The organism is Paraburkholderia sp. CNPSo 3076 (assembly GCF_026343935.1).
GTDB classification, from domain to species: Bacteria; Pseudomonadota; Gammaproteobacteria; order Burkholderiales; family Burkholderiaceae; genus Paraburkholderia; species Paraburkholderia nodosa.
Window position 1 is genome coordinate 1 of the sequence record NZ_JAPMAL010000061.1, and the last position, 22,694, is coordinate 22,694.

The 22,694-nt window shown below is 57.9% G+C and carries 21 protein-coding genes and 4 pseudogenes; 9 read left to right on the forward strand and 16 right to left on the reverse strand.

The genetic code is table 11. The features are described from left to right. Nucleotides 1–386: 386 nt before the first annotated feature. From M3A49_RS39815 to nifB, 16 genes and pseudogenes are all read right to left on the reverse strand, one after another. Entirely contained in the window at nucleotides 387–1,403 is a 1,017-nt protein-coding gene (locus M3A49_RS39815) for a site-specific integrase (protein WP_266233693.1), read from the reverse strand. Beyond that, a complete protein-coding gene (locus tag M3A49_RS39820; protein WP_266233694.1) occupies nucleotides 1,400–2,371 on the reverse strand; it encodes a tyrosine-type recombinase/integrase in 972 nt (323 codons plus the stop codon). Before M3A49_RS39820 ends, M3A49_RS39815 begins: the two co-directional genes overlap by 4 nt. Then, on the reverse strand, nucleotides 2,368–3,603 hold the full coding sequence (locus M3A49_RS39825; RefSeq protein ID WP_323183498.1) for a site-specific integrase: 1,236 nt from the start codon (nucleotides 3,601–3,603) through the stop codon (nucleotides 2,368–2,370). The genes M3A49_RS39820 and M3A49_RS39825 overlap by 4 nt, the downstream gene beginning before the upstream one ends. A 767-nt stretch (nucleotides 3,604–4,370) precedes the next feature. Beyond that, nucleotides 4,371–5,390: pseudogene (tnpC, locus tag M3A49_RS39830) on the reverse strand (IS66 family transposase); the annotation flags it as partial. 30 nt (nucleotides 5,391–5,420) lie between these two features. Continuing rightward, the gene (tnpB, locus tag M3A49_RS39835) at nucleotides 5,421–5,777 is read right to left on the reverse strand and encodes an IS66 family insertion sequence element accessory protein TnpB (protein ID WP_134456637.1); all 357 of its coding nucleotides are present in this window, start codon (nucleotides 5,775–5,777) and stop codon (nucleotides 5,421–5,423) included. Then, nucleotides 5,753–6,250 carry a transposase gene (locus tag M3A49_RS39840; protein ID WP_254346524.1) on the reverse strand — a complete coding sequence of 166 codons (498 nt, stop codon included), beginning with the start codon at nucleotides 6,248–6,250 and terminating at the stop codon, nucleotides 5,753–5,755. The genes tnpB and M3A49_RS39840 overlap by 25 nt, the downstream gene beginning before the upstream one ends. 102 nt (nucleotides 6,251–6,352) lie before the next feature. Next, nucleotides 6,353–7,168, reverse strand: coding sequence for a class I SAM-dependent methyltransferase (locus M3A49_RS39845; RefSeq protein ID WP_266233698.1), 816 nt, complete (start codon nucleotides 7,166–7,168; stop codon nucleotides 6,353–6,355). A 94-nt stretch (nucleotides 7,169–7,262) separates the two neighbouring features. Continuing rightward, entirely contained in the window at nucleotides 7,263–8,291 is a 1,029-nt protein-coding gene (locus tag M3A49_RS39850; protein WP_266233699.1) for an LLM class flavin-dependent oxidoreductase, read from the reverse strand. Between the two features lie 48 nt (nucleotides 8,292–8,339). Then, the gene (locus M3A49_RS39855; RefSeq protein ID WP_266233701.1) at nucleotides 8,340–9,365 is read right to left on the reverse strand and encodes an aldo/keto reductase; all 1,026 of its coding nucleotides are present in this window, start codon (nucleotides 9,363–9,365) and stop codon (nucleotides 8,340–8,342) included. Nucleotides 9,366–9,611: 246 nt separating this feature from the next. After that, the gene (locus M3A49_RS39860; RefSeq protein WP_266233702.1) at nucleotides 9,612–10,883 is read right to left on the reverse strand and encodes an acyl-CoA dehydrogenase family protein; all 1,272 of its coding nucleotides are present in this window, start codon (nucleotides 10,881–10,883) and stop codon (nucleotides 9,612–9,614) included. A 1,647-nt stretch (nucleotides 10,884–12,530) separates the two neighbouring features. Then, nucleotides 12,531–12,809 carry a hypothetical protein gene (locus M3A49_RS39865; RefSeq protein WP_133189638.1) on the reverse strand — a complete coding sequence of 93 codons (279 nt, stop codon included), beginning with the start codon at nucleotides 12,807–12,809 and terminating at the stop codon, nucleotides 12,531–12,533. 1 nt (nucleotide 12,810) lies between these two features. Then, nucleotides 12,811–13,029, reverse strand: coding sequence for a putative nitrogen fixation protein NifT (gene nifT, locus M3A49_RS39870; protein ID WP_266233704.1), 219 nt, complete (start codon nucleotides 13,027–13,029; stop codon nucleotides 12,811–12,813). Between the two features lie 116 nt (nucleotides 13,030–13,145). Further along, nucleotides 13,146–13,610 carry a nitrogen fixation protein NifZ gene (locus tag M3A49_RS39875; RefSeq protein WP_266233705.1) on the reverse strand — a complete coding sequence of 155 codons (465 nt, stop codon included), beginning with the start codon at nucleotides 13,608–13,610 and terminating at the stop codon, nucleotides 13,146–13,148. After that, complete coding sequence (locus M3A49_RS39880) at nucleotides 13,607–14,011, reverse strand: HesB/IscA family protein (RefSeq protein ID WP_266233706.1); 405 nt, start codon at nucleotides 14,009–14,011, stop codon at nucleotides 13,607–13,609. Before M3A49_RS39880 ends, M3A49_RS39875 begins: the two co-directional genes overlap by 4 nt. A 64-nt stretch (nucleotides 14,012–14,075) precedes the next feature. Continuing rightward, nucleotides 14,076–14,270, reverse strand: a complete 195-nt coding sequence (locus M3A49_RS39885) for a 4Fe-4S binding protein (protein ID WP_133189644.1) — start codon at nucleotides 14,268–14,270, stop codon at nucleotides 14,076–14,078. A gap of 67 nt (nucleotides 14,271–14,337) precedes the next feature. Next, on the reverse strand, nucleotides 14,338–16,047 hold the full coding sequence (gene nifB, locus M3A49_RS39890; RefSeq protein WP_416339106.1) for a nitrogenase cofactor biosynthesis protein NifB: 1,710 nt from the start codon (nucleotides 16,045–16,047) through the stop codon (nucleotides 14,338–14,340). 299 nt (nucleotides 16,048–16,346) lie between these two features. Here nifB and nifV point away from each other — a divergent pair, with 299 nt between their 5' ends. From nifV to M3A49_RS39930, 9 genes and pseudogenes are all read left to right on the forward strand, one after another. Further along, the gene (nifV, locus tag M3A49_RS39895) at nucleotides 16,347–17,483 is read left to right on the forward strand and encodes a homocitrate synthase (RefSeq protein ID WP_266233707.1); all 1,137 of its coding nucleotides are present in this window, start codon (nucleotides 16,347–16,349) and stop codon (nucleotides 17,481–17,483) included. A gap of 65 nt (nucleotides 17,484–17,548) precedes the next feature. Beyond that, a pseudogene (locus M3A49_RS42850) lies at nucleotides 17,549–17,773 on the forward strand (nitrogenase-stabilizing/protective protein NifW); the annotation flags it as partial. 88 nt (nucleotides 17,774–17,861) lie between these two features. After that, nucleotides 17,862–18,713, forward strand: a complete 852-nt coding sequence (locus tag M3A49_RS39900; protein ID WP_266233709.1) for an electron transfer flavoprotein subunit beta/FixA family protein — start codon at nucleotides 17,862–17,864, stop codon at nucleotides 18,711–18,713. Then, a complete protein-coding gene (locus tag M3A49_RS39905; RefSeq protein ID WP_266233710.1) occupies nucleotides 18,710–19,822 on the forward strand; it encodes an electron transfer flavoprotein subunit alpha/FixB family protein in 1,113 nt (370 codons plus the stop codon). The genes M3A49_RS39900 and M3A49_RS39905 overlap by 4 nt, the downstream gene beginning before the upstream one ends. Before the next feature lie 11 nt (nucleotides 19,823–19,833). Then, a complete protein-coding gene (locus M3A49_RS39910) occupies nucleotides 19,834–21,147 on the forward strand; it encodes an FAD-dependent monooxygenase (protein WP_266233711.1) in 1,314 nt (437 codons plus the stop codon). Further along, nucleotides 21,144–21,443 carry a ferredoxin family protein gene (locus tag M3A49_RS39915; RefSeq protein ID WP_133189656.1) on the forward strand — a complete coding sequence of 100 codons (300 nt, stop codon included), beginning with the start codon at nucleotides 21,144–21,146 and terminating at the stop codon, nucleotides 21,441–21,443. Before M3A49_RS39910 ends, M3A49_RS39915 begins: the two co-directional genes overlap by 4 nt. A gap of 75 nt (nucleotides 21,444–21,518) precedes the next feature. Then, nucleotides 21,519–22,004, forward strand: coding sequence for a hypothetical protein (locus M3A49_RS39920; protein ID WP_266233713.1), 486 nt, complete (start codon nucleotides 21,519–21,521; stop codon nucleotides 22,002–22,004). Between the two features lie 227 nt (nucleotides 22,005–22,231). Further along, nucleotides 22,232–22,397, forward strand: a pseudogene (locus M3A49_RS39925) (transposase); the annotation flags it as partial. 122 nt (nucleotides 22,398–22,519) lie between these two features. Beyond that, nucleotides 22,520–22,694 (forward strand): annotated as a pseudogene (locus M3A49_RS39930) (IS5/IS1182 family transposase); the annotation flags it as partial.

Sequence of the window (22,694 nt, forward strand, 5' to 3'; positions counted from 1 at the left end):
CCATGGCGTCGTCGCACCCTCACAATGCCGCGAAACTCAGCATTCCTTACCCATTTGCGTCCGCATTTCCACTGTCTTCGCGCGACGGGCCCGGCCAACCGCCCGCTTCTGGCGCGCACCACCCCGTGCGCCTGGCATCACAAATCACCGCGACGATCATTCAATGCCCATAAACGCCAGCGCTTGCGGAGCGGTTTAGCACAAACATTTTTTTGATTACCGATCGCGGACTGGTCCCGATCGGCCTGTTCACGTATCAGTGGCCGCGATCGCCAACCAAAAAAATCTCTGCTTTATCCCGAGTTGCGCTTTATGCCGAGTCTGCTTGCGTTGCCTTTGTGCGATCAGTCGTTGCGCGTCGCCGATCACGACATAAATCTCGGGAGTCAGAGAGAGTTCAGAAACGCCAGAAGGTTCGGTGTGGGCTTCCAGGGCTTCGCTTTGGCAGGCTGAATTCCTGCATGCTTCCAGAAGGTTTCCAGCGCATCACGTTTCATTTGCAGGTTGGTCGCAACGTAGCGTCCGGTCGTAGCGATACTCACATGGCCGAGATAGTCGCGAATCACGGTTATGTCAGTGCCAGACTGTAATAGCGAGACGGCGCAGCTATGGCGCAAGACATGCGGTGTGATCCGCTTGCGTGCCAGCCCAGGAAAATCTTGTGTGGCGGCCTGCACATGCCGGCGCAGGATGTAGGCGATCCCATCGCGGCTCAATACTTCGCCCCGACGGTTAAGAAAGACGTGCGGTTGCTGATCAGGGTGAGCGCTCATCCAGAGGCGATGCAGCGCATTGACGGTTTCGCGCCAAAGCGGCAGGACGCGATCCTTGCGACCTTTACCATGCAAGCGCACCTGCCGAGGTGCGGCCAGTTGCAAGTCGCGCCAGCAGAGGTCTGCTGCTTCGCTAACGCGTGCGCCGGTATTGTAGAGAAACAACAATAGCGCATAGTCTCGACAGCCATCACCCGTTCTCGGATCGGGCCTGGCGAGAAGTGCGCGCACCTCCTCGGCTTCCAGATAGGTCGCGGGACGATGCCGCACCTTCTTCGCCGGAATGACAAGTGCTCGAGCATACTGCTGCGAGTGCGCGATGTCTGTACGCAAGAGATGCCTGAAGAAGCTTCGGATGGCAGATCGTCGGCAATTGCGCGTCGCCACAGAATTCGAGCGATCCTTCTCCAGATAAGCCAGGAATTGACTGACGGTCTCAGCATTCATGTCGTCAAGCGCAATTGCCGAAAGACTGCATCGCTTGTTCGTTGCCACGAATTCGAAGTACAGCTTGAGCGAGTCGCGATAGGCATGGACGGTGTGTTCGCTCGCGCCTCTCATACTTCGAAGGTTATCGGTAAAGAATGACTCGACGCGCGTGAACAGCGCAGCTGATGGTAGGGGCTTCATCCGACGGCCCGCGCGTTGCGCAAATGACGCCGGAATCGTTGGCTGGCGAGTTGGAGAAGTTGAGGTGTCGCCTTCAGGTACACCTCGGTACCAAGGACATCTTGGTGACCTAGATACGCTGACAACCACGGGAGCTTCGCGTGCATGTCGGCTCCGGCTTCAGCCCATGCCGTGAGCCGATGCACGGCAAAGGCGTGGCGAAACTCATAAGGTCTGGCACCGACGCGGCCTGCCGGTGGCTTGATCGACAATTGACGAAGCAGTCGACGGAGCGCATCGGACGCTGACTTCACGGTGAGCGGCGTACCATCAAGCCGGATGAACAATGCTTGCGGCTCGCTAACGCCGAGACGTCCGAGGATCTCGTGACGCGCGTGAAGGTATTGACGCAACTCTCGCGCGAGGTCCGGGCGAAATGGAACGATACGCGATCGTCCCTTGCTGTGCGTGATCAGGAACGTACCGCGCTTTAGATCCACGTCATCCATTCGCAGGCGGACTGCTTCGCCCAGTCGCAGGCCGGTACAGTACAGCACCAGCATTAACGTGCGCAGCATCCGTGCCCAGATCCATCGACCATGATGGCTGCTCGCCACCCGCAGCATCCGGGTCACTTCATCGTGCGAAAAAATGTAGGGAATATAGTGCGATTCCTTGACCGGTGCGAGTGCATGCTCGGGCACATACCCGGATGGATCCTCTCGACGTCGATACAGGCAAAGCTGCCGTACTACGCCGAATTCCAGCCCCACCGTGACCGGCTTGCGGCCGGTTATGCGCGACAGCCATCGTCTGATAGCCTCATCGAGAGCGATCTCGGATTGCCAACCCCATTGTTCAGCGACGAATCGGATGAAACCGTTGAGCACGAACTCCCCGCGCAGATATTGCACACCCATCGCACGGCGAAATCGTAGAAACATCTCAACGTCGCGCGCCAAAGAGGCCGCTGTCACGAATGTTCTCATGATGGGACCGGAAGAGAGATGTCGCGCAGGGTCTCCGTTGCGATACGTACATATGCCGAGATGGAGCCTGGGTCGCGATGACCGAGAATCTCAGAAATAACTCGTGGATCTGCTCCGAGGTCGATCTGGCGAGCAGCATGGGAATGTCGCAGCACATGACTGCCGAGGTACGGCGCCGTCAGTCCGGCTACAGTTGCATGTTTGGATATGACATGCCAGACAGCTGAAGATGCCGTAAGTGGTGCGAATGGCAGCCTCAACTGGACGAACAGATATCGGGTCGTGGTATGTGGAGGCCTTCCGCCACGAAGATAGCGGACCAGCGCCTTCGCCACGACCGGCAATAGTGGCAGAGTAAAGAGCGCGCCGGTCTTGGGACGCAGAACCTGCAACGTCGAGGCAGCCCAATTGATATCGTCCAGCCGTAACCGGATCAGTTCGCCAGCGCCGAATCCATAGGTTGCCATCATCAGTAGCATGGCGTAGTCGCGCAGGCCGCGCGGATTTGATTGGTCCACGGCTGCCAGTAACCGCTGAACGTGCTCCCATGCCAGAGCTCGGCGTGGCTGCTCGTATCTTGGTTGGACTGGAGCGATTACCGAGTCAGCGAGGTTGCGGGAGCTGCGTCCTGTAGCAAACAGGAAACGCGAGAAGGAGCGGATGCTGCAGGCAATATCGGCCGTAGTGGCCCGCGCGTAGCGACGGCTGCAGTCGACGAGAAAGGCGTCGACATCAGTCAGCTTCATCGAACGCCAGGTTCGCTGACGAACACGCAGATGCCGTAGAAAGTAACCGACGTGGGCCAACTTCTTGTGTACGGTTGCCGCCGGGCTACCGCGATGTGTCACCAGGTATTCCTCATATGAGCGCAGCAACGCCGTTGAGGGCGGAGCGGTGACCGGCGCGTGCTGCCAACACGGAGGATCCCGTCCCAGCACGTAATAAACCCGATTGAGAGCGTACAGAGCCGTCCGCGCGTTTGCAGCTGTCTCCGGCATGATGCCGTGCCTTCGGACGTACCACGTAGAAAATCGACAGGCACCATCGCGAGTTAGTTGAGCGCGTTCGGCAAGCCCGCACTGCTCACAGTATTCCCTGAGATACCGTATCCATCTGAGGTACAGCATGGCACTGCCGTCTCCTACAGAACGGTCGTCGTGCCACACGCGAACGATCTCGGACGTCGTCGGGGATGCCCCGAATGGGTAGGGGTCGGCAGATTGATGTCGCATTCGGCGCCCTCGCTCTTAACAGAACCACCGTAAATTCGATCGTGACTGCTGTCATGCCCCGTCTCTTGTTGGACAGTTGCGCTGTGATGCTCAGCTTCCTGGCATGATGACAAGAAACCCAGTGGCGCCGGCAGCTTGCTGAGGCTATCGCGCGAAAGCGTGCACCGCAGTGCGAAAAGCGAACCACATACGTCGCTCCGCGACGATTGCCTGGCGCCGAGCGCTGTTCCCGGCAGACTGTTGAGCGCACGCATTACTGCTTGAACCGCTCGCAGACGGCGGCGTAACCAGCGTGCGGCTGCGGGCAAACTCACATCATCCGATCGCAGCGCATCGGCCGCGGACTCTACGCTTCGCATGCTTGAAGTGCTTGCGACGGCAGCGTCGATTGAATCGAGCAGTCCAGGCAACCTTGCAGCGAGGAAATCGGGTAGGAGGCTAAAGGTCTTATGTCCCCGAGGACAGTACCACCTCGCGATGCGTGTCCCGAATGGCGTCACGCGTCGGTAGGTGCCATGGCGAGCAAACCCGCATCCGCCCAAAGGGTGCAATGGACATTGTTCGAGACGCGCGGTGACCCATTCGCGCCTGGCGATATACTGCTCGGCACTCGATCGCGTTCGCAGCGGGATCTGCATGCTTGCTCCCGTTTGGACACCCTGTTCGTGCAGCGTTGCGACGAATATTATGCCGAGTAATTCGTCACCTCGATCACGACAGTCCGCTGCCGGCCAACTGCCTCACAACATAAAGCCCAACTCGGGATAATGAACCCAGCAGCCGATGTGCACCAGTTGGTAACGCTGGGCAATGCCGTTATAGGGCTCGTATCCGTCGGTCATCAGGGCCGCCCCTTCACGCACGCCGACGAACAGCTTGTCAGCCAGCTTTGCACCTCGTCCGGGCGTGTAGGTGAAGCAGCAGATCGGCGTGCCCGAACCGGTCATCTGCGCCCAGAGATAGCTCTTTGTTTGTGGCTTGCGTCCCTTCTCCTTCAGGACCTGGAATGTCGTCTCGTCGCAGTAGATCAGATCGGCATCGAGCAACGCATCGCGCATCAGGTTGATCACAGGTTGCGTCGCGAGCCCGACACGGACGATGCTTGCTGCGATGGTGTTCGATGAGATGTCGCCGCCGAAGCGTCGCAGCAGGCCGGCCTGACGGTAGAGTGGCATCCCGAACTGATACTTGCCGGCAGCGATCCACGCAATCGCGGATTCGCTCAGGAGTCCTCGTGGGATGATGCGCGGCGGCGCTGGCGTGACCTTGATGCCAAGATCGCAGCACGGGCAGGCATACTTGACGCGCTGGTGCTGGATGACGCGGAGCTGCTCCGGGATCACGTCGAGCTGTTCGCTGGTTTCAACTCCGATCTCCACAAGCGCGTGACCGTCGTTGGCGCAGAAGCGATCGGCTTCGGGCAGTTCGTGCCGCACGACATCGCGCGGCAGACTGGGATCGAGCGGCTTGCGGTGGCCACGCTTCTTGCGAGTGTGCGCGCCAACCTTCGTTTCCGGTGTGTCTTCCTGCGCGGGCGTGGAGCTTGCACCGAGCGCCTCAGCTTCGTTGAACAAGCCGTATTGATCAGAATCCCGCGCTTCGCTCTTTGCACCGAACAGCTCGCGGCGGTAAGCCCGTAAGCGCTCCTCCGCGAGGTCACGCTCCGCTGTCACGAGTCGCAGCGTGCTGCGTAGCTCGTCACGTTCCTGCTGAAGCGCAGCGTGCTCCTCGCGCATCGCCAGGAGTGCCTTGAGCTCGTCGGCAGAGAGGGTGACGTTGATCGGCATGTCGCTTAGACCGGCACGCCAATGTCGTGTTCAACTCACACGAGCATAATGTCGTTTCGGATGGCGCCGAAGCGCGGCAATGTCCGCGCCCTTGAGTAGCCACTGCAACCGCTCGACGTCCAGCGTGACGACCCCGGTGCTACTGTCGGGCCAGACGAAGCGGTCCTTTTCTTCGAGCCTCTTGAGCAATAGCCAGAATCCGTTGTGATCCCAGCCCAGGATCTTGATACGATCACATCGCCGATTCGTGAACACGTAGAGCGACGAATCCATCGGATTGAGGCCCATCGCCTGCTCCACGAGAATCGACAGGCTGTTCATTCCGTATCGGAAATCGACGGGATCGCGATGCAGATAGACGTTCAGACCTTCGTCGAACCGGAACACGCCAGCCTCCCGAGCACCTCGATGATCGTCGTGATCTCTTCAACGCCAGTCTCGCCGAAGTCGAGTTCGACACCGTTGGGTAACCGAACATGCAGCGCGAGCGCTATCGACGCGACCGGAGTAGACGGTGTCGACGGCGACACTGGCGCAGAGATGACGGGAACAAACACCGGTAAGGTACTTGCATTGCTGGGGCCTCTGACCGTCGGAGCAGGAATGTCGATCGAGACGCCATCAATTACCATTGGGTCTGGCTCCCGGGAATCGTGCAGGATCTGATGCTGATAGCGCGTGATCCACCGACGTAACTGGTTCGGGTTGACGTCGTGGTCCATGGCCGCACGCGCGATCGACACGCCCGGCTTCAGGCATAGTGCGACCAGTTCCCGTACAGCATCCTCGTTAAATTCGCGCCGGCCATCCCGTTTCTGGCCAACGACCAGCCTGCTGCGGAGGTCTCGATTCTCGTTCATTGCGGTCTGAGTGCATGTGTCCACGCGGACACTTAGGTTCAGACCTTCAGCCACTCATTGGAAGGACGTTGTTCCTCGACCGCATACACAGTGCCCTTTTGATCAGTCCCGCTTTGTACCATAAGGCTTCCGTGCAAGAACGCTGTGCATCCTCGCCCAAGTCATTGTGGTCCCAGAATTCGCCAGATCCACTAGTTTCTCATGCAGGTTAGAAACTGAGGAGGGGTCGATTATCCCGTTTTTGATCATCTGCGGCGCGAGGTCCCGCAAGCTCATCGCGTAAAGCAACTTCTCCTCGGGTGAATTCAGTAACGGATGATACAAGCGGCTATGTTCAATTTCCAGACCGAAATTTCTGATCACATTCTCCATACGGAAGGCGATCTTGTAATCACGGTTATTCATGCGAAAACAGGATCTTAAGATTCTTATAAACTCATCGGTCGCTTCGGACGGTGGAAAAGAGAATGAGCCATCGTGAATCACCGGTTCCTCGCATAGCAAATGGCCATCTGGGCTGAGCACATTCACCATTTCGCGGATCGCATGATCTGCGTCCGCCACATGATGGAGCACCATCCGACAATAGACCAAGTCATATGAGTTCTCCAAATGATCCAGACAATTAACGTCCCCTTCGAAAAAGGTAACATTGTCGAAACCACTTTCTGTTACAAATTGGCGGGACGCATCTAGCTGCGCCTGACTGTTATCTATAGCCGTTACCTTTCCTTGAGGTCCGGCTGCGTGTGCCAGATGCAGCGTCATCGCGCCGCTACCACAGCCAACTTCAAGGATTTTCCTTCCGCGGAGCGTGCCGGCTCGGCTTATAAGGTCAACACTTGACTGTTCGTATAACCGGCTTTGAATGCCAAGTCTTAGTCTGGCATTATCATCTGTGTTTATGATGTAACCCATTCTGCTCCCTTAAGACTACTTCATTACGATTGAGTGCTGCGGCCTTTGCAGCGCTCGCGCCCTAGTCTTGGTTCCTGTTTGGGGACGATCGCACTCACGCAGCTCGGCCCATCAATTCGGATGCAATGGTCATTGCCGTGCAAAGTGATGCATCCAAGGGCAGATCGCCAAACGCGACCTGGCAAAGAAGATAGTTGGCCCCCGCCTCTTCCAACTGATCAAGCAGGTTCCGTAGCACAAGAGCCGCTGTTCCTACTACGCATAATTCACTCTCTACTGCTGCGTCTAATGTCAGTGGCAGATTTGGTGGAAGGGGAATTGCATTGAGGTCGTACAGATATTTGAAGTTTTTAAGCCATCGTTCGAAAGCAGGTGCCGCGAGCGAATATGCATGGCTTGCAGATTGCCCGACCACAATCATGCGAAGCAATCCGACAAATGATGGTTGGCCGTCGGTGCCCGTGCTGTATCCCTTCTCGGCACGGTATGCGTCAGTAGTCTTGCGAACAAACGGCGCGGGTCCCATAGATGCGATATTTGCGCCGTTTGCAGCGGCCCAGCGCGCAGACCCCGGTCGATTGGTGGCGACCCATATCGGCGGGTGCGGACGTTGATGGGGTCTCAGTGCCAAAGGGACATTGTCTAGCTGAAAATGGTGACCCTGATAGGAAAGGGCGCCACCCCTCATCGACTCCATCAGAATCTCGCTGGCTTCGAGATAACGTTCCGGCACCGTGTCCGCTTCTATCCCGAAGTAACCCAGCTCAATCGGAAGAGAGCCGCGCCCCATGCCCATCTCGACCCTACCGCCGCTCAAGTGGTCAAGCATGCAGATCTCTTCAAACGCGCGTAGCGGATGATGAAGGCTAAGCAGCATGACCAAGGGGCCGAGACGAAGTTCCCCGGTGCGCTGTGCGACGCTCGACAAGAACAGATTCGGCGATGGGCTCCTTCCATGCGGCGAACAATGGTGTTCCGCCAAGTGGTAAGCGTAAAAACCGAGCCGGTCACAGGCTTCTGCCAGCTTGAGGCGGTCCGCGTATTGTCGTCCAATGGCGCTACCGTCCTCGTCCATATGATCGAAAATGCCGAAGGTTAGCTTAGAAGATAAGGCGTTTCTCATTCAATTTTCTCCAGCTTACATCCGGGTACCGGCCTTGATTGAAGTGAATCACGATTTGGGGGTGCGAGTGCCGCTCTGGTCATTGCGCTCCAGCCCATAGACATCCCCCTCAAGCTCCCTCGCTTCCCCCAGCACTCCGGTGATGAGGGCGACATCCTTGGCGGTCAGTGCTACACCGGAGATGGCGACGTTCGAGGCCAGATGAGAGCTGTCGCGCGCGCCGATGATGACGGCAGCCACACCAGTTCGTTCGAGCATCGCAGCGCTGGCGACCGTGGCGATGTCGGTTCCGTGCCGGTCCGCGATCTGGCGAAGCACTGCCAGAAGGGCCTGGAATAGGTCCCAACCGCCGACGTCGTCGATAATCCGCTTGTATTTGACCAACGAGCGGTTCTCCAGCTGCTCTGTCGGTTCCGGCGCGCCGAACCATCTGTCGCCGAGGAAGCCACCAGCCACAGTGCCATAGCACAGGAGGGGAATACCGTACTCGACCGCCGCCGCAGCCATTCGCCGCGCCGGACGACCGTCGAGTAGCGAATACTGCACCTGCATGCAGGTAAGCGGCACTCCTGCATTCACGATCTCCAGCATATGGAAAGTGTCGAAATTGGTGCCGCCGATCTTATCAATCTTGCCGGTGCGGCGAAGCTCGTCGAGCCACAGCGCCGCCTCGAGCCAACGAGGCTCCCGGTATTCCCACCAGTGGAGTTGTACTAGGTCGAGCCGCTCCTGGTTGAGGCGTCGCAGCGACTGGTCGATCATTCTCTCGACATAAGACTTACTAATGCGCGGCAGTACGTCGAAGTGCGGCACAAATTTGGTATGGATCTTGATCCGGGCGAGGGCGTGTTCCCCGCGCAGATCGCGATAGCGCCTTCTGAAACCGCCCATCAGTTCTTCGACCCCGGTATAGATGTCGGCACAGTCGAAGGTGGTTATTCCCGCATCCGCGAAGGCCACTAGGTCCGCTACGGGGTCTTCGCTTCGGGCCGTGCTGTGGCCGCTCGCGAGTTGCCAGCCTCCGTGGATCACACGCGAAATCGCGTAGTTTGGGGCAAGCTGGAGTCTCTGCATCTTTGTTTGTGCCTTATAACAGTTATCATGGTGCGGTCGCCGCTGTGGTTGCGAGGCGGCTAAACCGGAACGGCCCACTCCAATCGGAGAACTGAACATATAGAAGCGAAGTCGGCCGACCTGCGGGTTGATGCGCTTAAAATCCGCTGAGCATAACGATGCGGAACGCCCGTGATACGCAGGATACTCCTGAAGCTTCCAGCCGTCCCCCGACCCGCCCTATGGCAATGTGTCCGATCTTGACCTTCATACGACCCGCTCCAGCAGCAGCCGGCCAGCTTCCGCATAGTGCCGCTGCTGGACCATGGCGTGTTGCGCCGCTGCCTGCAGATCGCGCAGCCGCCGCTGAAGAGGTGAAGATTCATACACTGCGGCACCGCCAGCCAAGGTAAAGCAGGCATGTGCTGCGCTGGCACAGATCGTCGCAATCCAGATTCCCGTCTGTATGCCCTGAGCGTACAGAGCCTGGCCATTCAGCGTGTCGGCCAAGGCGTGCCGCCAGTGACTCTCCGCCTGAACCTGCATGGCCGCCCGCGCTGCACGCACATCTGCCTCGATTCGACCCAGCTCGCCCTGGACCATCTCCGAGTCGCGCATAGGAGCCGGCGCTCGAAGCTGTTGCCGGCCGCCCTGGGCGAGGTCGGCAACATCCGCTAAGGCGCCCTCGGCGATGCCCACGCAGACAGCCCCAAGAAGCACCGACTGAAGGTGCCGCCAAGCTTGATATAGTGGCCCCGGTTCGCATGATGCTCCAGCTGGAAAGTCGAAAAAATTGGCCTCCGGCGCGAGTACGTTCTGAAGGGCTATGTGGTGGCTACCGGTACCTCTGAGGCCGGAGGCACGCCAGGTGTCTTCAATCTGCCAAGCCGATGCCGGCAAGGCGACACACCGGACCAACGGTAGGCCGGCTTCCCCTGCCGGCCCAAAGAGTGGTTTGCCGCGTTCCGCCATGACACAGAGACCCATCATCCAGTCGGCGTTGTGGCAGCAACTGGCGAACGGCCAACGGCCGCTGACCCGCCAGCCATCTGGCGTTCTCTCGGCGGTGCCTCCAGGCGTGGAGACGCTAGCTATGATGACGTCCGACTTGTCCTGGTACATCAGATCGTAAGTCTGTCTCGGTAATCGAGGGCTCATAATGGCCGATGAACTGCCGATCATCGCGGTCCAGCCGACTGAGCCATCGAGCCGAGCCAACGCGCTGATCACTTCCATTCCCCAAGGTAAATCTAGCTCTAGTCCGCCACGGCTGCGGGGCGCGAACATGCGGAACACTCCAATCAATCGCAACTTCTCGACAAGGTCGGAGGGCATGCGGCGTTCTGCTTCGATCTCGGCTGCACGCGCGAGAACGGCAGGAGCAAGATCGCGAATCGAGTCGAGGATACGGCCGGCTGCAAGCGCCGACCTCCCCGGACTCTCGTCGCCAGACGGAGCTTGAGGTGCCGTTTGATATCCCTTGCGCGCCGGACGATTTGTCTCGTGTAAAGCATCACTTTGCTTCATCAGTTTTTGCATGTGTCTGATTGTGTTAATGGATGCGCATGCCGTATCTGCCTGTGACAGATGCAGTGCGGCGATCGTTAGCTGCGTGCCTTACGTCGCTATTTTGATCGCAACGCTGACTGAGTCCGAATGATGATGACACGCGGCGAGTGTCGCTACCAGAAGAAGAACATCAAATATATTGATGTTAGTACGAGGCGTCATTTGAAGGCCCGCACGGACCGGTCGAGGACCCATTCTCTGGTTCAACCCATGTAAGGAAGGTACGTTTTCCTTAGTAAAGTCTGAGAGATGTTTTCACCTCCGCCCAGTCCTACCATGCAACCAGACGCGCCTTCCGTTCGGTGCAACGACGTCCGGCATTCATCCGGCGCGGCGGCAAAGCAAAGTGCCGCTGGATAGGACAGAAGCGCGAGAGCGCGCGAACGCCACATGCGCCTAGGCAATATGACTTCACGTGAGGTAGAAGGGCTGGCCTGCCGTGAGGAATCAAACGCGGGTTAGCATTGCTGCCAGAGCCGCACGGTGTGGACGGTGCCACACCCGGCGATTTCCCGCACGGAGGCCGGCGGGTAGCAGCAACGCATTGCTGCGTCGCCGCCCCCTAAGAACGCAGCGTGCGACTTTCACCGCACTGCGCTCAAGCACAGCGTTAAGTGTCGTCCCGACACCGACCATGTTGACTACACATGGACTTCGCATACGTCTCATCGTTGATTCACCGTATTGTCACGGCGAGAGGCGCCGAACCGTAGTGATACCGGCTTCTTCCAGGCTTCCTCTCGTCGAACCTCAGACGATGGCATACGACAGCTGCACCATGCGGAAGTGGGCACCCTTTCAGGTCAGGGCAAATCTTGAACCCTTATGCAGCCCATTACAGACCGCCATTCGCTTTTTCCGCAATCCCATGCCCGCTCCCCCAACAGCTTTCCTTGCGGATTGCCTGCCCTCATCCGGTTCACTGGAATGAAGGCGAGAAATCGGGTTTACCACGTTCCCATCCTTGCCGACCCACGCCGGTGGGCCTATCCGGTTAGCACCTGCCTGTTCCCCGATGGCGCTTCGACGACGTACTTCCACATGCTAAGGAAGTAACCGGCCATTCACCTTTTGGTTCAAGCCTATCAGCAGCTTTGGCTTGTTCGTGTTTCCGAGGATTCGAGCGGCAATTCACTTACGTTGTGCATTCGGAACTTGCCTAGCCTTCACACCGCATCGCTGCTAGCAGTGTCAGCCCCCCGTCACCGAGTTGAGCCGTCATTCGAAAAGTACATTGTCCCAAGTTCGTGGGCAGTATTTCTATCTGTATCTGTTTCTCGACGGTAATTCGTAGGCCAAGCGTTCGCCGTCACTGACTAATTGCGTACGTCCGCTTACCGATATTCTGCACCGTCCTCTTCACGTCGAGTCAGGTTGATATCGGCAAATACAGGCAAGGCCCTAAGCCGGCCACGGTAATTCAACGTGCAGTCTATGGGATGGGGCGTGCAGAGTGCGCTGGTAATTGCGTCACCCGTCCCGATGCCCAGCACACGCAGGGCCATCGAGCTGCCGAGCGTCGAGTCACCGCGACAATGGCATCCTCTAACGACTCAAAAGCCCGCGAAAACAACCTGGATCGTCGTGGTCCGGTAGGCCAGCTCGCGTGCGATTTCTTCAGTCGCCATCGCAAAACGCCTCCTCTGTCAGTATTAGCAGATCCGCTTGCGCTGCGTCCGTGGTCACGTTAATGCAAATGCCTGTCCATGTCGCTAGATAGACCCGGCGACCACGGAACTCGAGGAAGGGCTTCTCGTCGCTTAGCTCGACTGCGGTGATCCGAATGATGCGCACCTCGGGATATCGCTTTCGCCAAATTACCGCGGCTTCCAGCAGCGTCGGTTCGGTACAAACCAGCTCAGTTATCGCATGAATCTGTTCCACAGTAAGGCCCATGTCATTCGCACCCACCTGACACGCGCCGCGCCTCGACAGTTACCGGAAGCGTGGTGTCGTTCGCAAGTTCGGGCAACTGAAACTGCCAGCCGTTAGCAAGCGTAATACGTGCACCCCACAGCTGCTCTCCATCGATGGAGACGATTGGCTCCTCGAGATCCTTCTTCGGAACATAAGCCCTGAATACGCCATTGTCATCCTTTCGGATCGTGACCTTCACGTTTATATCTCCCAGGTTGGTTAAGCGATTCCCGCCGGACGCATAGCTGCGACAACCGGCGGACATGCCGCACGTGCGCAGTACGATGCCGCCTTATCCCACATAAACAGGCTGAGTTAAGGGAGTCCACCATCATCGAGCGGCTCACTAATGCGCTCAGCACTTAGCGTCGGCATCTGCACGCAGTTCTCCTTCTCCATATCGGCGTGCCACGAACCGATCCAGCGAAGCGCGTCGGCGCGCCTCCCCAGTTGTGCGAGCACGTCCTGCGGCAGGCGGTCGAGCGTGCAGAGCTCCTTCGCGCGCATTCCGACACGGCGGTCTCCTTCGAAAAAGTGAACCGCATAGACGTAGAACCGCTGCAGAAACGTGCCGATTGCACTGACATAACCGGCATCGCCTTGGCTCACGAGCAGTTCCCCCATAGCCTTACCGTTGTATGTACCGTCGTTACGAATCACGGCGCGTGCAATCACTCGCTCGCCAACGGCGAACCGCGGTGGAAAAGCGAGTTCGACTGCATCGTCGCTCTCAACGTTCCTCACGCCCAGCTCATTTAAATACAGGGATGCACGCTTCATGACACCTCCCGCGGCAATGAGTTACGTCCGCGTCCGATCGCACTCGCGTCGATGCGCGAGACGCTCGACTTGCCTGCGCCATCGCGCGCGGCGACGCCAAATGCTTGATTGCCGTTGTTGAATGCAAGACCACACCTGTCTTGTGTTTCGACGAAGTCGACGGTAAAGCCGTCGAGCAACAGCCGACTTTCTGCCGACAAGAAAATCCGCAGTCCATTGATCTCCGTAGTCTCATCACCGGGCTGCGCATCGTCGGCGGCGCTAAGTTCGGCTTCGTATCCGGAGCAACCGCCGGTACTCACACAAATACGGACGCCCGCACCGGATGGCAGCCCGGAAAAGCGCACGATACGGTGCAGGAACTTTTCGGCGGCAGGTGTCACTGCAAAATTTGGCAACATGATTTAGAAATCATCGAATTGAATGATCGTCGGGAACACTGCGCAAAGCAGCGGAACCGCAGCGCTAGGCCGGCACGATGCACCCGTCCACAGGGCACGCTGCCACGCATTGCGGACTTTCGAATTGCCCTTCGCACACGGTACATTTCCGCGGATCGATTGCGAAGACGCCGCCTTTCTCGATGATGGCGACGTTTGGGCATTGCGGCTCGCACGCCGAGCAGCCAGTGCAGGCGGAGGCAATGATCTTTAGGGCCATACCAGGCACTCCTTGTGATGGTTTCCTGTGTAACCGAGCACGTCGTGACGACTACGCTACCTGCCGCTCAAACAGGGGCATCTTCGCCCACCCTAGTCAATCCGATCTGTGGTATTGCCGCGTCGCCGCGGCCCGTGTGGTCAATTTCGCCAGTCGCGAGACGGCCACAATAGTCGGTGAGCCATGCAAGCGCGGCTTTTTCGATTGGTTCGTGGGCGTACATATCCACGGGTTCGATTCCCGCTTCTAATAGCGACTTCCGTGGACACAAGCCAATCTTTGCAACCAGCACAGCATGGCAATCGTTGATCGCGTGTATGATCGGCACCAAGTCATCCTCAGCGCCATCGCCGCCGCGGCAATAAGCGCCCACGCGGCGGTGCGCGACAAACAGGGCTCCAGCGGCGCTGACTTGGAAAATCTGGAACTCGGAAACATGGCCGAAATGTGCGTTGACGAGCCCGCCTCCCTTCGTCGCAACGGCAATCCGCACCTCGACATCGCCTAGCACCCGGGTCGCTCCTGACAAGCCTCGTGTCTTATGTTTCATCTTGCACTCTCCATCGCATTCGGCGTCAACGCGGTGTCGACGTGTACGGCCAAGCTCAAGCGTGTCCACGGCGTCCAGGTGTTCGATGCTTGCGAGCGAAAACTCGTGATGGCGGTCTTCGCCCAGAAGGCCTACGGCATCTGCACGACATTGCCGGCAATGGCGCATTAGGGCCGCGCCGCCCATGCAGGCGTCCTGCACGGCCTTCAACTCGCCAGCGGTAGGCTCGCGCTGGCCACGGCCACCGAAATACGTGCCGTGCATAGGATCCGAGATCAGCGGCATGATGTTGTGCAAAAATGCCCCCCGCCTCTTTACTTCATGATTCACTTCGACCAGGTGCTCGTCGTTGATGCCAGGGATGAGTACCGAGTTGATCTTCGTAAGTACGCCACGCGCGCTCAACATGTCGAGCCCTAGCATCTGACGCTCGTGCAGAATTCGCGCGGCCTCTTCACCCGTGACTCTTCTGTTATCCCAAAAGATCCACGGATAGATCTTTTCGCCGATGACAGGGTCGACCATGTTGATAGTGATCGTCACGTGATCAATGCCGTAATCGCAAATTTCGTTGACATAGTCAGGCAGCGAAAGCCCGTTCGTCGAAAGACATAGCTTAATGTCCGGCGTGAGTTCGCGAAGCATACGAAAGGTGTCGAACGTTTTGTTCGGATTGGCCAGTGCATCCCCCGGGCCCGCGATCCCGACGACAGTCAATTGCGGAATCCTCGAGGCGACGGTCATCACCTTTTTCACGGCCTGATCCGGCGTGAGCTTCTCTGATACCACACCAGGCCGCGACTCGTTCGAACAATCATACTTTCGGTTGCAGTAGTTGCATTGGATATTGCAGGCGGGCGCCACTGCGACATGCATGCGCGCATAATTGCGATGCGCTTCTTCCGAATAGCACGGGTGATCTCTAATCTTTTCCCACACCTCCACACTGATGTTTTCTGGTGCTTCGGTCGAACAGCAACTTGACCCGGCTGGTGCGCCATTTGAATCAGAGCGGCCGTATCGGGTAGTTGGATCCGCGGCCGACACCGATGGCATGATGTGTGTGACTCTGGCGCCGTCGGCCAAGATCAGAGCGCCGGCATTTGCGCAATCGTGCATGGATATCTCTCCGCAATGAACAGTGTGCGTGCCATTGCTCACAGCGAAATCCATGCCATCGCGAAAACGCACGATGTGCGAGCGGACGATACTTGAAGCCGAGAGCACTGCCGTGCTCCGTCGCCATGACACATGGGTAGTCCAGCTGCGCTGGCGCTGTGTCTCAGTTCTTATTCATTTGAATTACTCGCGATAAAAGCAACCGCTTCTGCGTGCGCCGATAACCCGATCGGCCAGGTTCAAGCGCGACACTGTTGGGAATGGGACATTCCCGACGCGACTTATCACACCACGTACTCAGATTCCCGACATGACGCATTTCAGGGTCGAACAGAACCGCACTCCGGCCGTAGCATCCCATTGGCACGATGTTTGCAGCGCTATCGACATCTCTCGGGAGACTTGACATGCATGTTCCAATTATTAATGATACGACGCTCAGCGATGGTGAGCAGACTGCAGGTGTTGCATTTCGCGTCGAGGAAAAATGCGCGATCGCGAGCGACCTGTCTCAGGCCGGCGTGCCGGAACTCGAAGTCGGGGTTCCCGCAATGGGCGACGAGGAAATGGCGTGCATAGCGGAGATTGCCGGGTTAAATCTCGACTCCCGTATAATCGTTTGGGGACGCCTCACCGAAGGCGACCTCGCGGCGGCATTGCGTTGCAATGCCGACATCGTTCACCTCTCCATCCCTGTTTCGGATATTCATCTGCGCCACAAGCTGCAGCAGTCGCGTACGTGGGTTCTGAGTCAAATTGCGCGAATTGTCGACATAGCAATCGGAAGTCGCGCAACGATTTCTCTCGGCATGGAAGACGCCTCGCGCGCGGATCCTTCATTTGTCATCGAAGTGGCTCAATGCGCACAGCAGCACGGGGTTCAGCGCTTGCGTTTCGCAGACACGGTTGGCGTGCTGGATCCGTTTAAGGCATACCACGCGATTGCGGCGCTGCGCGTTGCCGTGGACCTCGAGATCGAAATCCATGCGCACGACGATCTCGGGCTGGCCACAGCCAACACGTTAGCGGCCGTTGCGGCAGGCGCAACACATGCCAGCACCACAGTCAACGGTCTTGGCGAGCGAGCCGGCAACGCGGCGCTAGAGGAAGTCGTGATGGGAGCACGTCATCTTCTGCGACGAGATACGGGGGTCGACACTAAAGCGCTGCCCGCTATTTCGTCGCTGGTCGAACATGCGTCGGGCCGAGCCGTCTCCTTTGGAAAAAGCATGGTCGGTAGAGGCGTTTTTACTCACGAAGCGGGAATTCACACGGACGGCCTTTCCAAACACGTCGCAACCTACGAAGGATTCGATCCCGCAGATGTGGGCCGGCAACGGTCTACGGTGCTCGGCAAACATTCTGGGTCTCAAGGCGTGCGTGACGCATATGACGCTTTGGGCCTGAAGGTATCGGAGCGGCTTGTGCCGCTACTGCTACCGCGCATCCGCGCCTTCGCCACGCAACATAAGCAGCCGCCTAGCGCAATCGATCTCCGCCGCTTTTTGAGTGAGTCACGGAGCACGCTAGTCAGAGCGTCCTGAAGGCCGCTCATAGCGAAAAACGGACTTAGGAGGAGCAAACCCATGGAAGAACTTATTCGAAACTTCGTCCACTTTCATCTATGGAGGATTTCCGAGCCTTTTGCATTGCCCTCGACGAAAGGATAGTGAAGTTGAACCGCCTGCACATCATGAAACGCTTCCTTCGGTACATCAAACATCAGAACGACACGCCGCCCCCGCGACGGCTGACCTATCACGGCTTGCTGCGGAAGGCCTGCGACGACTTCGTTGTATCCAGGCCCCCTGAACAACGAGTGTTTAAAGTCGTTAGAAGGCCGCCGACCGGCATGTCGTCTTCCTCAAAAGCCTGTGCGCGTTGCTGTCGGCACGCAGCGGCCTCTGATCAGGAGAGCCTCAATGCATATTGTCGTTTGCATCAAGCAAGTACCGGATTCTGCCCAGATTCGGGTTCACCCTGTGACCAACACCATCATGCGGCAAGGCGTGCCGGCAATCGTCAACCCTTACGATCTCTTCTCGCTAGAAGAAGCGTTGCGGCTAAAAGACCGCTTCGGCGCATGGGTCACGATACTTTCTATGGGACCACCACAGGCCGAGGACGCACTGCGTAGATGCATCAGCTACGGTGCAGACGACGCCGTACTCATCACCGACCGGTCGTTCGCCGGCGCCGACACGCTCGCCACTTCTTATGCGTTGGCCGCCGCGATCCGCCAGATCGCGAGTGAACGCTCAGTGGATATGATCTTTACGGGCAAACAAACGATCGACGGTGATACAGCCCAGGTCGGCCCGGGCATCGCGACGCGCATGGGCATCCAACTGCTTACCTACGTGTCGAGAATCCTCGAGATCGACCTCGTCAGACGCACGATCATGGTCGAACGCCGTGCTGAAGGGGGCGTTCAGGTACTCGAGACTGCGTTGCCGTGCCTTGTTACGATGCTTGAAAACACGAACGATCTGCGTTTCGCAACACTGCCCAGAGTAATCCATGCCGCTCGCTTCCCCGTACGCAAGTGGAACCGCGAGCAGGCCGGGATCGATGACGTCAGCAAGATCGGGCTGAAGGGTTCACATACCGTCGTACGTAGGGTGTTCGGCGCAACGCCGCGTGAAGAAGATGCCGAGATGATCGAATTCGACGAGTCGAGTCTCCACGATCCGGCGGCTCAACTCGTGCACAAGATCTTCACTCGCCATCCGACGCTGGACGCGGATCTGCGGCTCACGGAGAGGAATGCATGAATTCGCTTGTTGCTTTGAAAAAAAAACCGGGTGCGCCGATCGCACAGGCTAACGGCTGCAACGTGGAACTTCCCGACCGTATGAAAGACTATCGGGGCGTGTGGGTCTTCATCGAGCACGACCGTGGCCGAGCGCACAGCGTATCGTGGGAACTGATCGGTGAGGCTCGCAAGCTCGCCGACAAACTAGGCAGCAACGTCGCTGTAGCGGTACTCGGCGGTACTGAAGAGCCACTCGAGCAGTTTGCCGCTGAGGCGTTCACCCTGGGCGCGGACAAAGCGTATGTCATCCACGATCCGGTGTTGCGCGGTTATCGCAATGAACCGTTCACGAAAGGCCTGTCAGATCTGATTAGCAAGTATTGCCCCGAGATACTGTTGCTCGGTGCGACTTCAATGGGCCGAGATCTCGCGGGCTCTGTCGCAACACGGCTTCTGACTGGCCTTACAGCCGACTGCACTGAGTTGAATATCGATCCCGCCTCGCGTGCACTAGCTGCGACGCGGCCGACCTTCGGCGGCTCTCTGCTATGTACGATCATGACGCTCGAATCTCGCCCTCAGATGGCGACTGTGCGCCCACGAGTCATGTCCATGCCGCCGGCGCAGCAAGGCCGCAGTGGCGAGATCGTGCAGGAAACGCTCGGGATGATCGAGGCCAATATAGTAACTAAATTGCTTGACTTCATCCCCGACGAAACGAGCGATCAAATCAACCTCGCCTACGCGGACGTGATCGTGAGCGGCGGCAAGGGACTCAAGAATCGCGAGAACTTCAAGCTGCTATTCGAACTGGCGCAGGTGCTCGGTGGCGAAGTCGGCGCCAGCCGCCCATGCGTTCAGGCGGGTTGGGTCCGAGCCGAACGCCAGATCGGACAAACCGGCAAAACTGTCAGGCCCAAGCTTTATATCGCCGCGGGAATCTCTGGTGCGATCCAGCATCGGGTCGGAATGGAAAGCTCGGACGTCATCGTCGCAATCAACACCGACCCAAACGCCCCGATTTTTGGCTACGCACACTACGGGGTTGTGGGGGACGCAATGCGCGTACTACCAGAACTAACACAGGCCTTTAAGCAGCACCTGACACCGCAGCGGCTAGACTCGTAAGGAAAACAAACATGATAACCTCCCCCAAATTCGATGCCATTGTGGTCGGAGCTGGACCATCAGGCAACGCCGCAGCCTACGTTATGGCGAAAGGCGGGCTGAAAGTGCTTCAGATTGAACGCGGCGAGTATCCCGGAAGCAAAAACGTTCAGGGCGCGATTCTTTACGCCAATGCACTGGAAGAGATCATTCCAGACTTCCGCGTCGATGCCCCTCTCGAGCGCCACATCATCGAGCAGCGCCTGTGGATGCTCGACGATACCTCGTTTGTCGGCACGCACGCGCGCAGCGAAGACTACAACAATCCCCCATATAACCGCTACACGATCATACGGGCACAGTTCGACAAGTGGTTTTCATCGAAAGTACGTGAATCAGGCGCTTTGCTGATCTGCGAGACCACGGTAAATCGCCTGATTATGGACGGAGACCAGGTTGTCGGTGTGCAATGCGACCGCGAACACGGCGAAGTCTATGCGGACATCGTGGTCCTCGCGGACGGCGTCAATTCGACATTGGCGCGTAAGGCAGGCTTTCACGGCGAAATCAAGGCGGGCAATGTCGCGCTGGCTGTGAAGGAGATTCTCTTTATGCCTGAGGAAATAATTTGCCAGCGTTTTAACGTTGCCGATAACGAAGGCGTTGTCATTGAGATGGTCGGCCGAATCACCGACGGCATGGCTGGAACCGGCTTCTTGTACACTAACAAGGAGTCGCTGACAATCGGCGTCGGCTGTATGCTGGGCGACTTCAAAAACAACTCGAACCGTACAAGCCCGTATGTGTTGCTTGAAAAAATGAAGCGTCATCCGTCCATCGCCCCGCTCATCGCTGGCGGTGAAATGAAGGAGTACTGTGCGCATCTGATCCCCGAAGGGGGCTTCAATGCAATCCCGGAAGTGTACGGCAATGGCTGGATGATCGTCGGCGATTCCGGTGGCTTCGTCAATTCCGCACATCGCGAAGGTTCTAATCTTGCCATGACGACAGGACGTCTCGCCGCGGAGACCGCGATAGCCGCAAAAGCCACCGGAGGCCACAGCTATCGGGCTTGCGCCCTCTCCGGGTACAAGGCCGCGCTCGACAAGAGTTTCGTGATGAAGGACCTGTTCAAGTACCGAGACATGCCGAAGATCCTGCATCGCAATCCGCAATTTTTCACCACATATCCTGATCTCGTCGCCAAAGCGGCTCGGACAATGATTACGGTCGACGGCGTGGACAAGCAGACCAAGAAGGGTGAGGTCATGGCGAGTTTCCGCAAAAGTCGCTCACTAACAGGGTTGGTGGGCGACGCGTACAAACTCTGGAGGGCCTTCCGATGACCAGACTTACTGTGAACATCGACGAGAAGCTATTCCAAAACCGTTACCGCGTTGACGTCGGCCGACCACACGTCCAAATAAAGAATCCCGAGACCTGCATTAATGAATGTAGCGATAAAAGCTGTACGTTCGTCTGCCCCGCTTCTTGTTATCGGAATGAGAACAACGGCGCCGTGACACTAATTACCGACGGCTGCCTTGAGTGCGGCAGTTGTCGCATTCTATGCAGGGAACACCACAACCTTTCTTGGGAGTACCCGAGGGGTGGCCACGGAATCCAGTTCAAGTTTGGATAGACGAATACGACCTCGGCATTTCGGCTTCCGCCTACCACAGGAAGGGTCAGAAGCTTATCGTTTTGGAGCAAGTCAATGAATCTCCTTACTGGCATTGAGTCGACAGATCTGTTTGGCGGCGCCGTGCCTCCTTCCGTATTGCACTTAATCGAGGACACACGTGGCGGCCGCTGTGACGATGTTACAGCTGCATTGTGGACCGCCGTTATTTGTCACCCGCGCTGCCTGCCACCCTACTATCTGCTATACAAGTTTCACGCGAACCGGGGCGAGCTTGGCGAGGCGAAGGAAGTTGCAACCAAGGCTTTGACAGCTGCAGCGCGGGAAGCGTCAATTGACATTGACTGGTGTGCGGTACAGCTAGGCGACACAGATTTCACGATTCCTGGACCGGCACGCTTTTGGCTCTTCACGCTGAAGGCGCTGGCCTTTATCAGCGTTCGCCGCCGCGAACCCGCGGTTGCCCTAAAGCTCCTTGCCAAGCTGCGCCGGCTGGACCCGGCCGACTGCGTCGGCTTCAACGTGGTGGAAGCCCTTCTCGCGCAGTCCGGGCGCCGATAAGCCCTACCGGCAGGCCAGCCGCCTAACTCGCGTGAAGTCCCTCCAATACATCAGGCCGGCAATCTGGCGACGAATCCTCGTCCCCTGCTCAATCCGGCCGGGCAAGCTACATTGACTTGCGCCCGAATTGCATGCGCTGAAGCTTCGCGATCCACAGCTTCAGGTGCTCGATTTCAAGCGCCCGGTCCGAGAGCGACTTCTGGAGCGTCGTCACGGTATCGCGCAGATCCGCAGATCCGCAGGCGGCCTACGCTGGCCTCGCACCAGTCACCCGGCGCAGGCTCATCCATCCGTGGCGAGCATCCGTCCAGACGCGGCAACAAGGTGCTCAAACGGGCATTGTTTCTATCGACCTTCGCCGCCTTGAGAGACCCCGTCTCACGGGCTTACTACGTCGAACCTGAACAATTCAGAGAGCCTTGTGCGGCAGAGCTTTGAGGCCAAAATGGTGTTGTGAGATCTGCAGGAACCTGGCACATTAACGTGAGAATCCTGCATTTTTCGATGAGGTGCGGATGGGTCCGAAGACGCCTGTGACGGAGGGAGATTTCTTCCGCCAACCGCTGCGCGAACAGATCAACCTGAAGCATCCGTTGATACGTTTGGCCGACCTCATCAACTGGGAGCGACTTGGCGCATCAATGAGCGAAAGCTTTGTATCGCGCAAGGGTCGACCGGCGACGTCTCCCA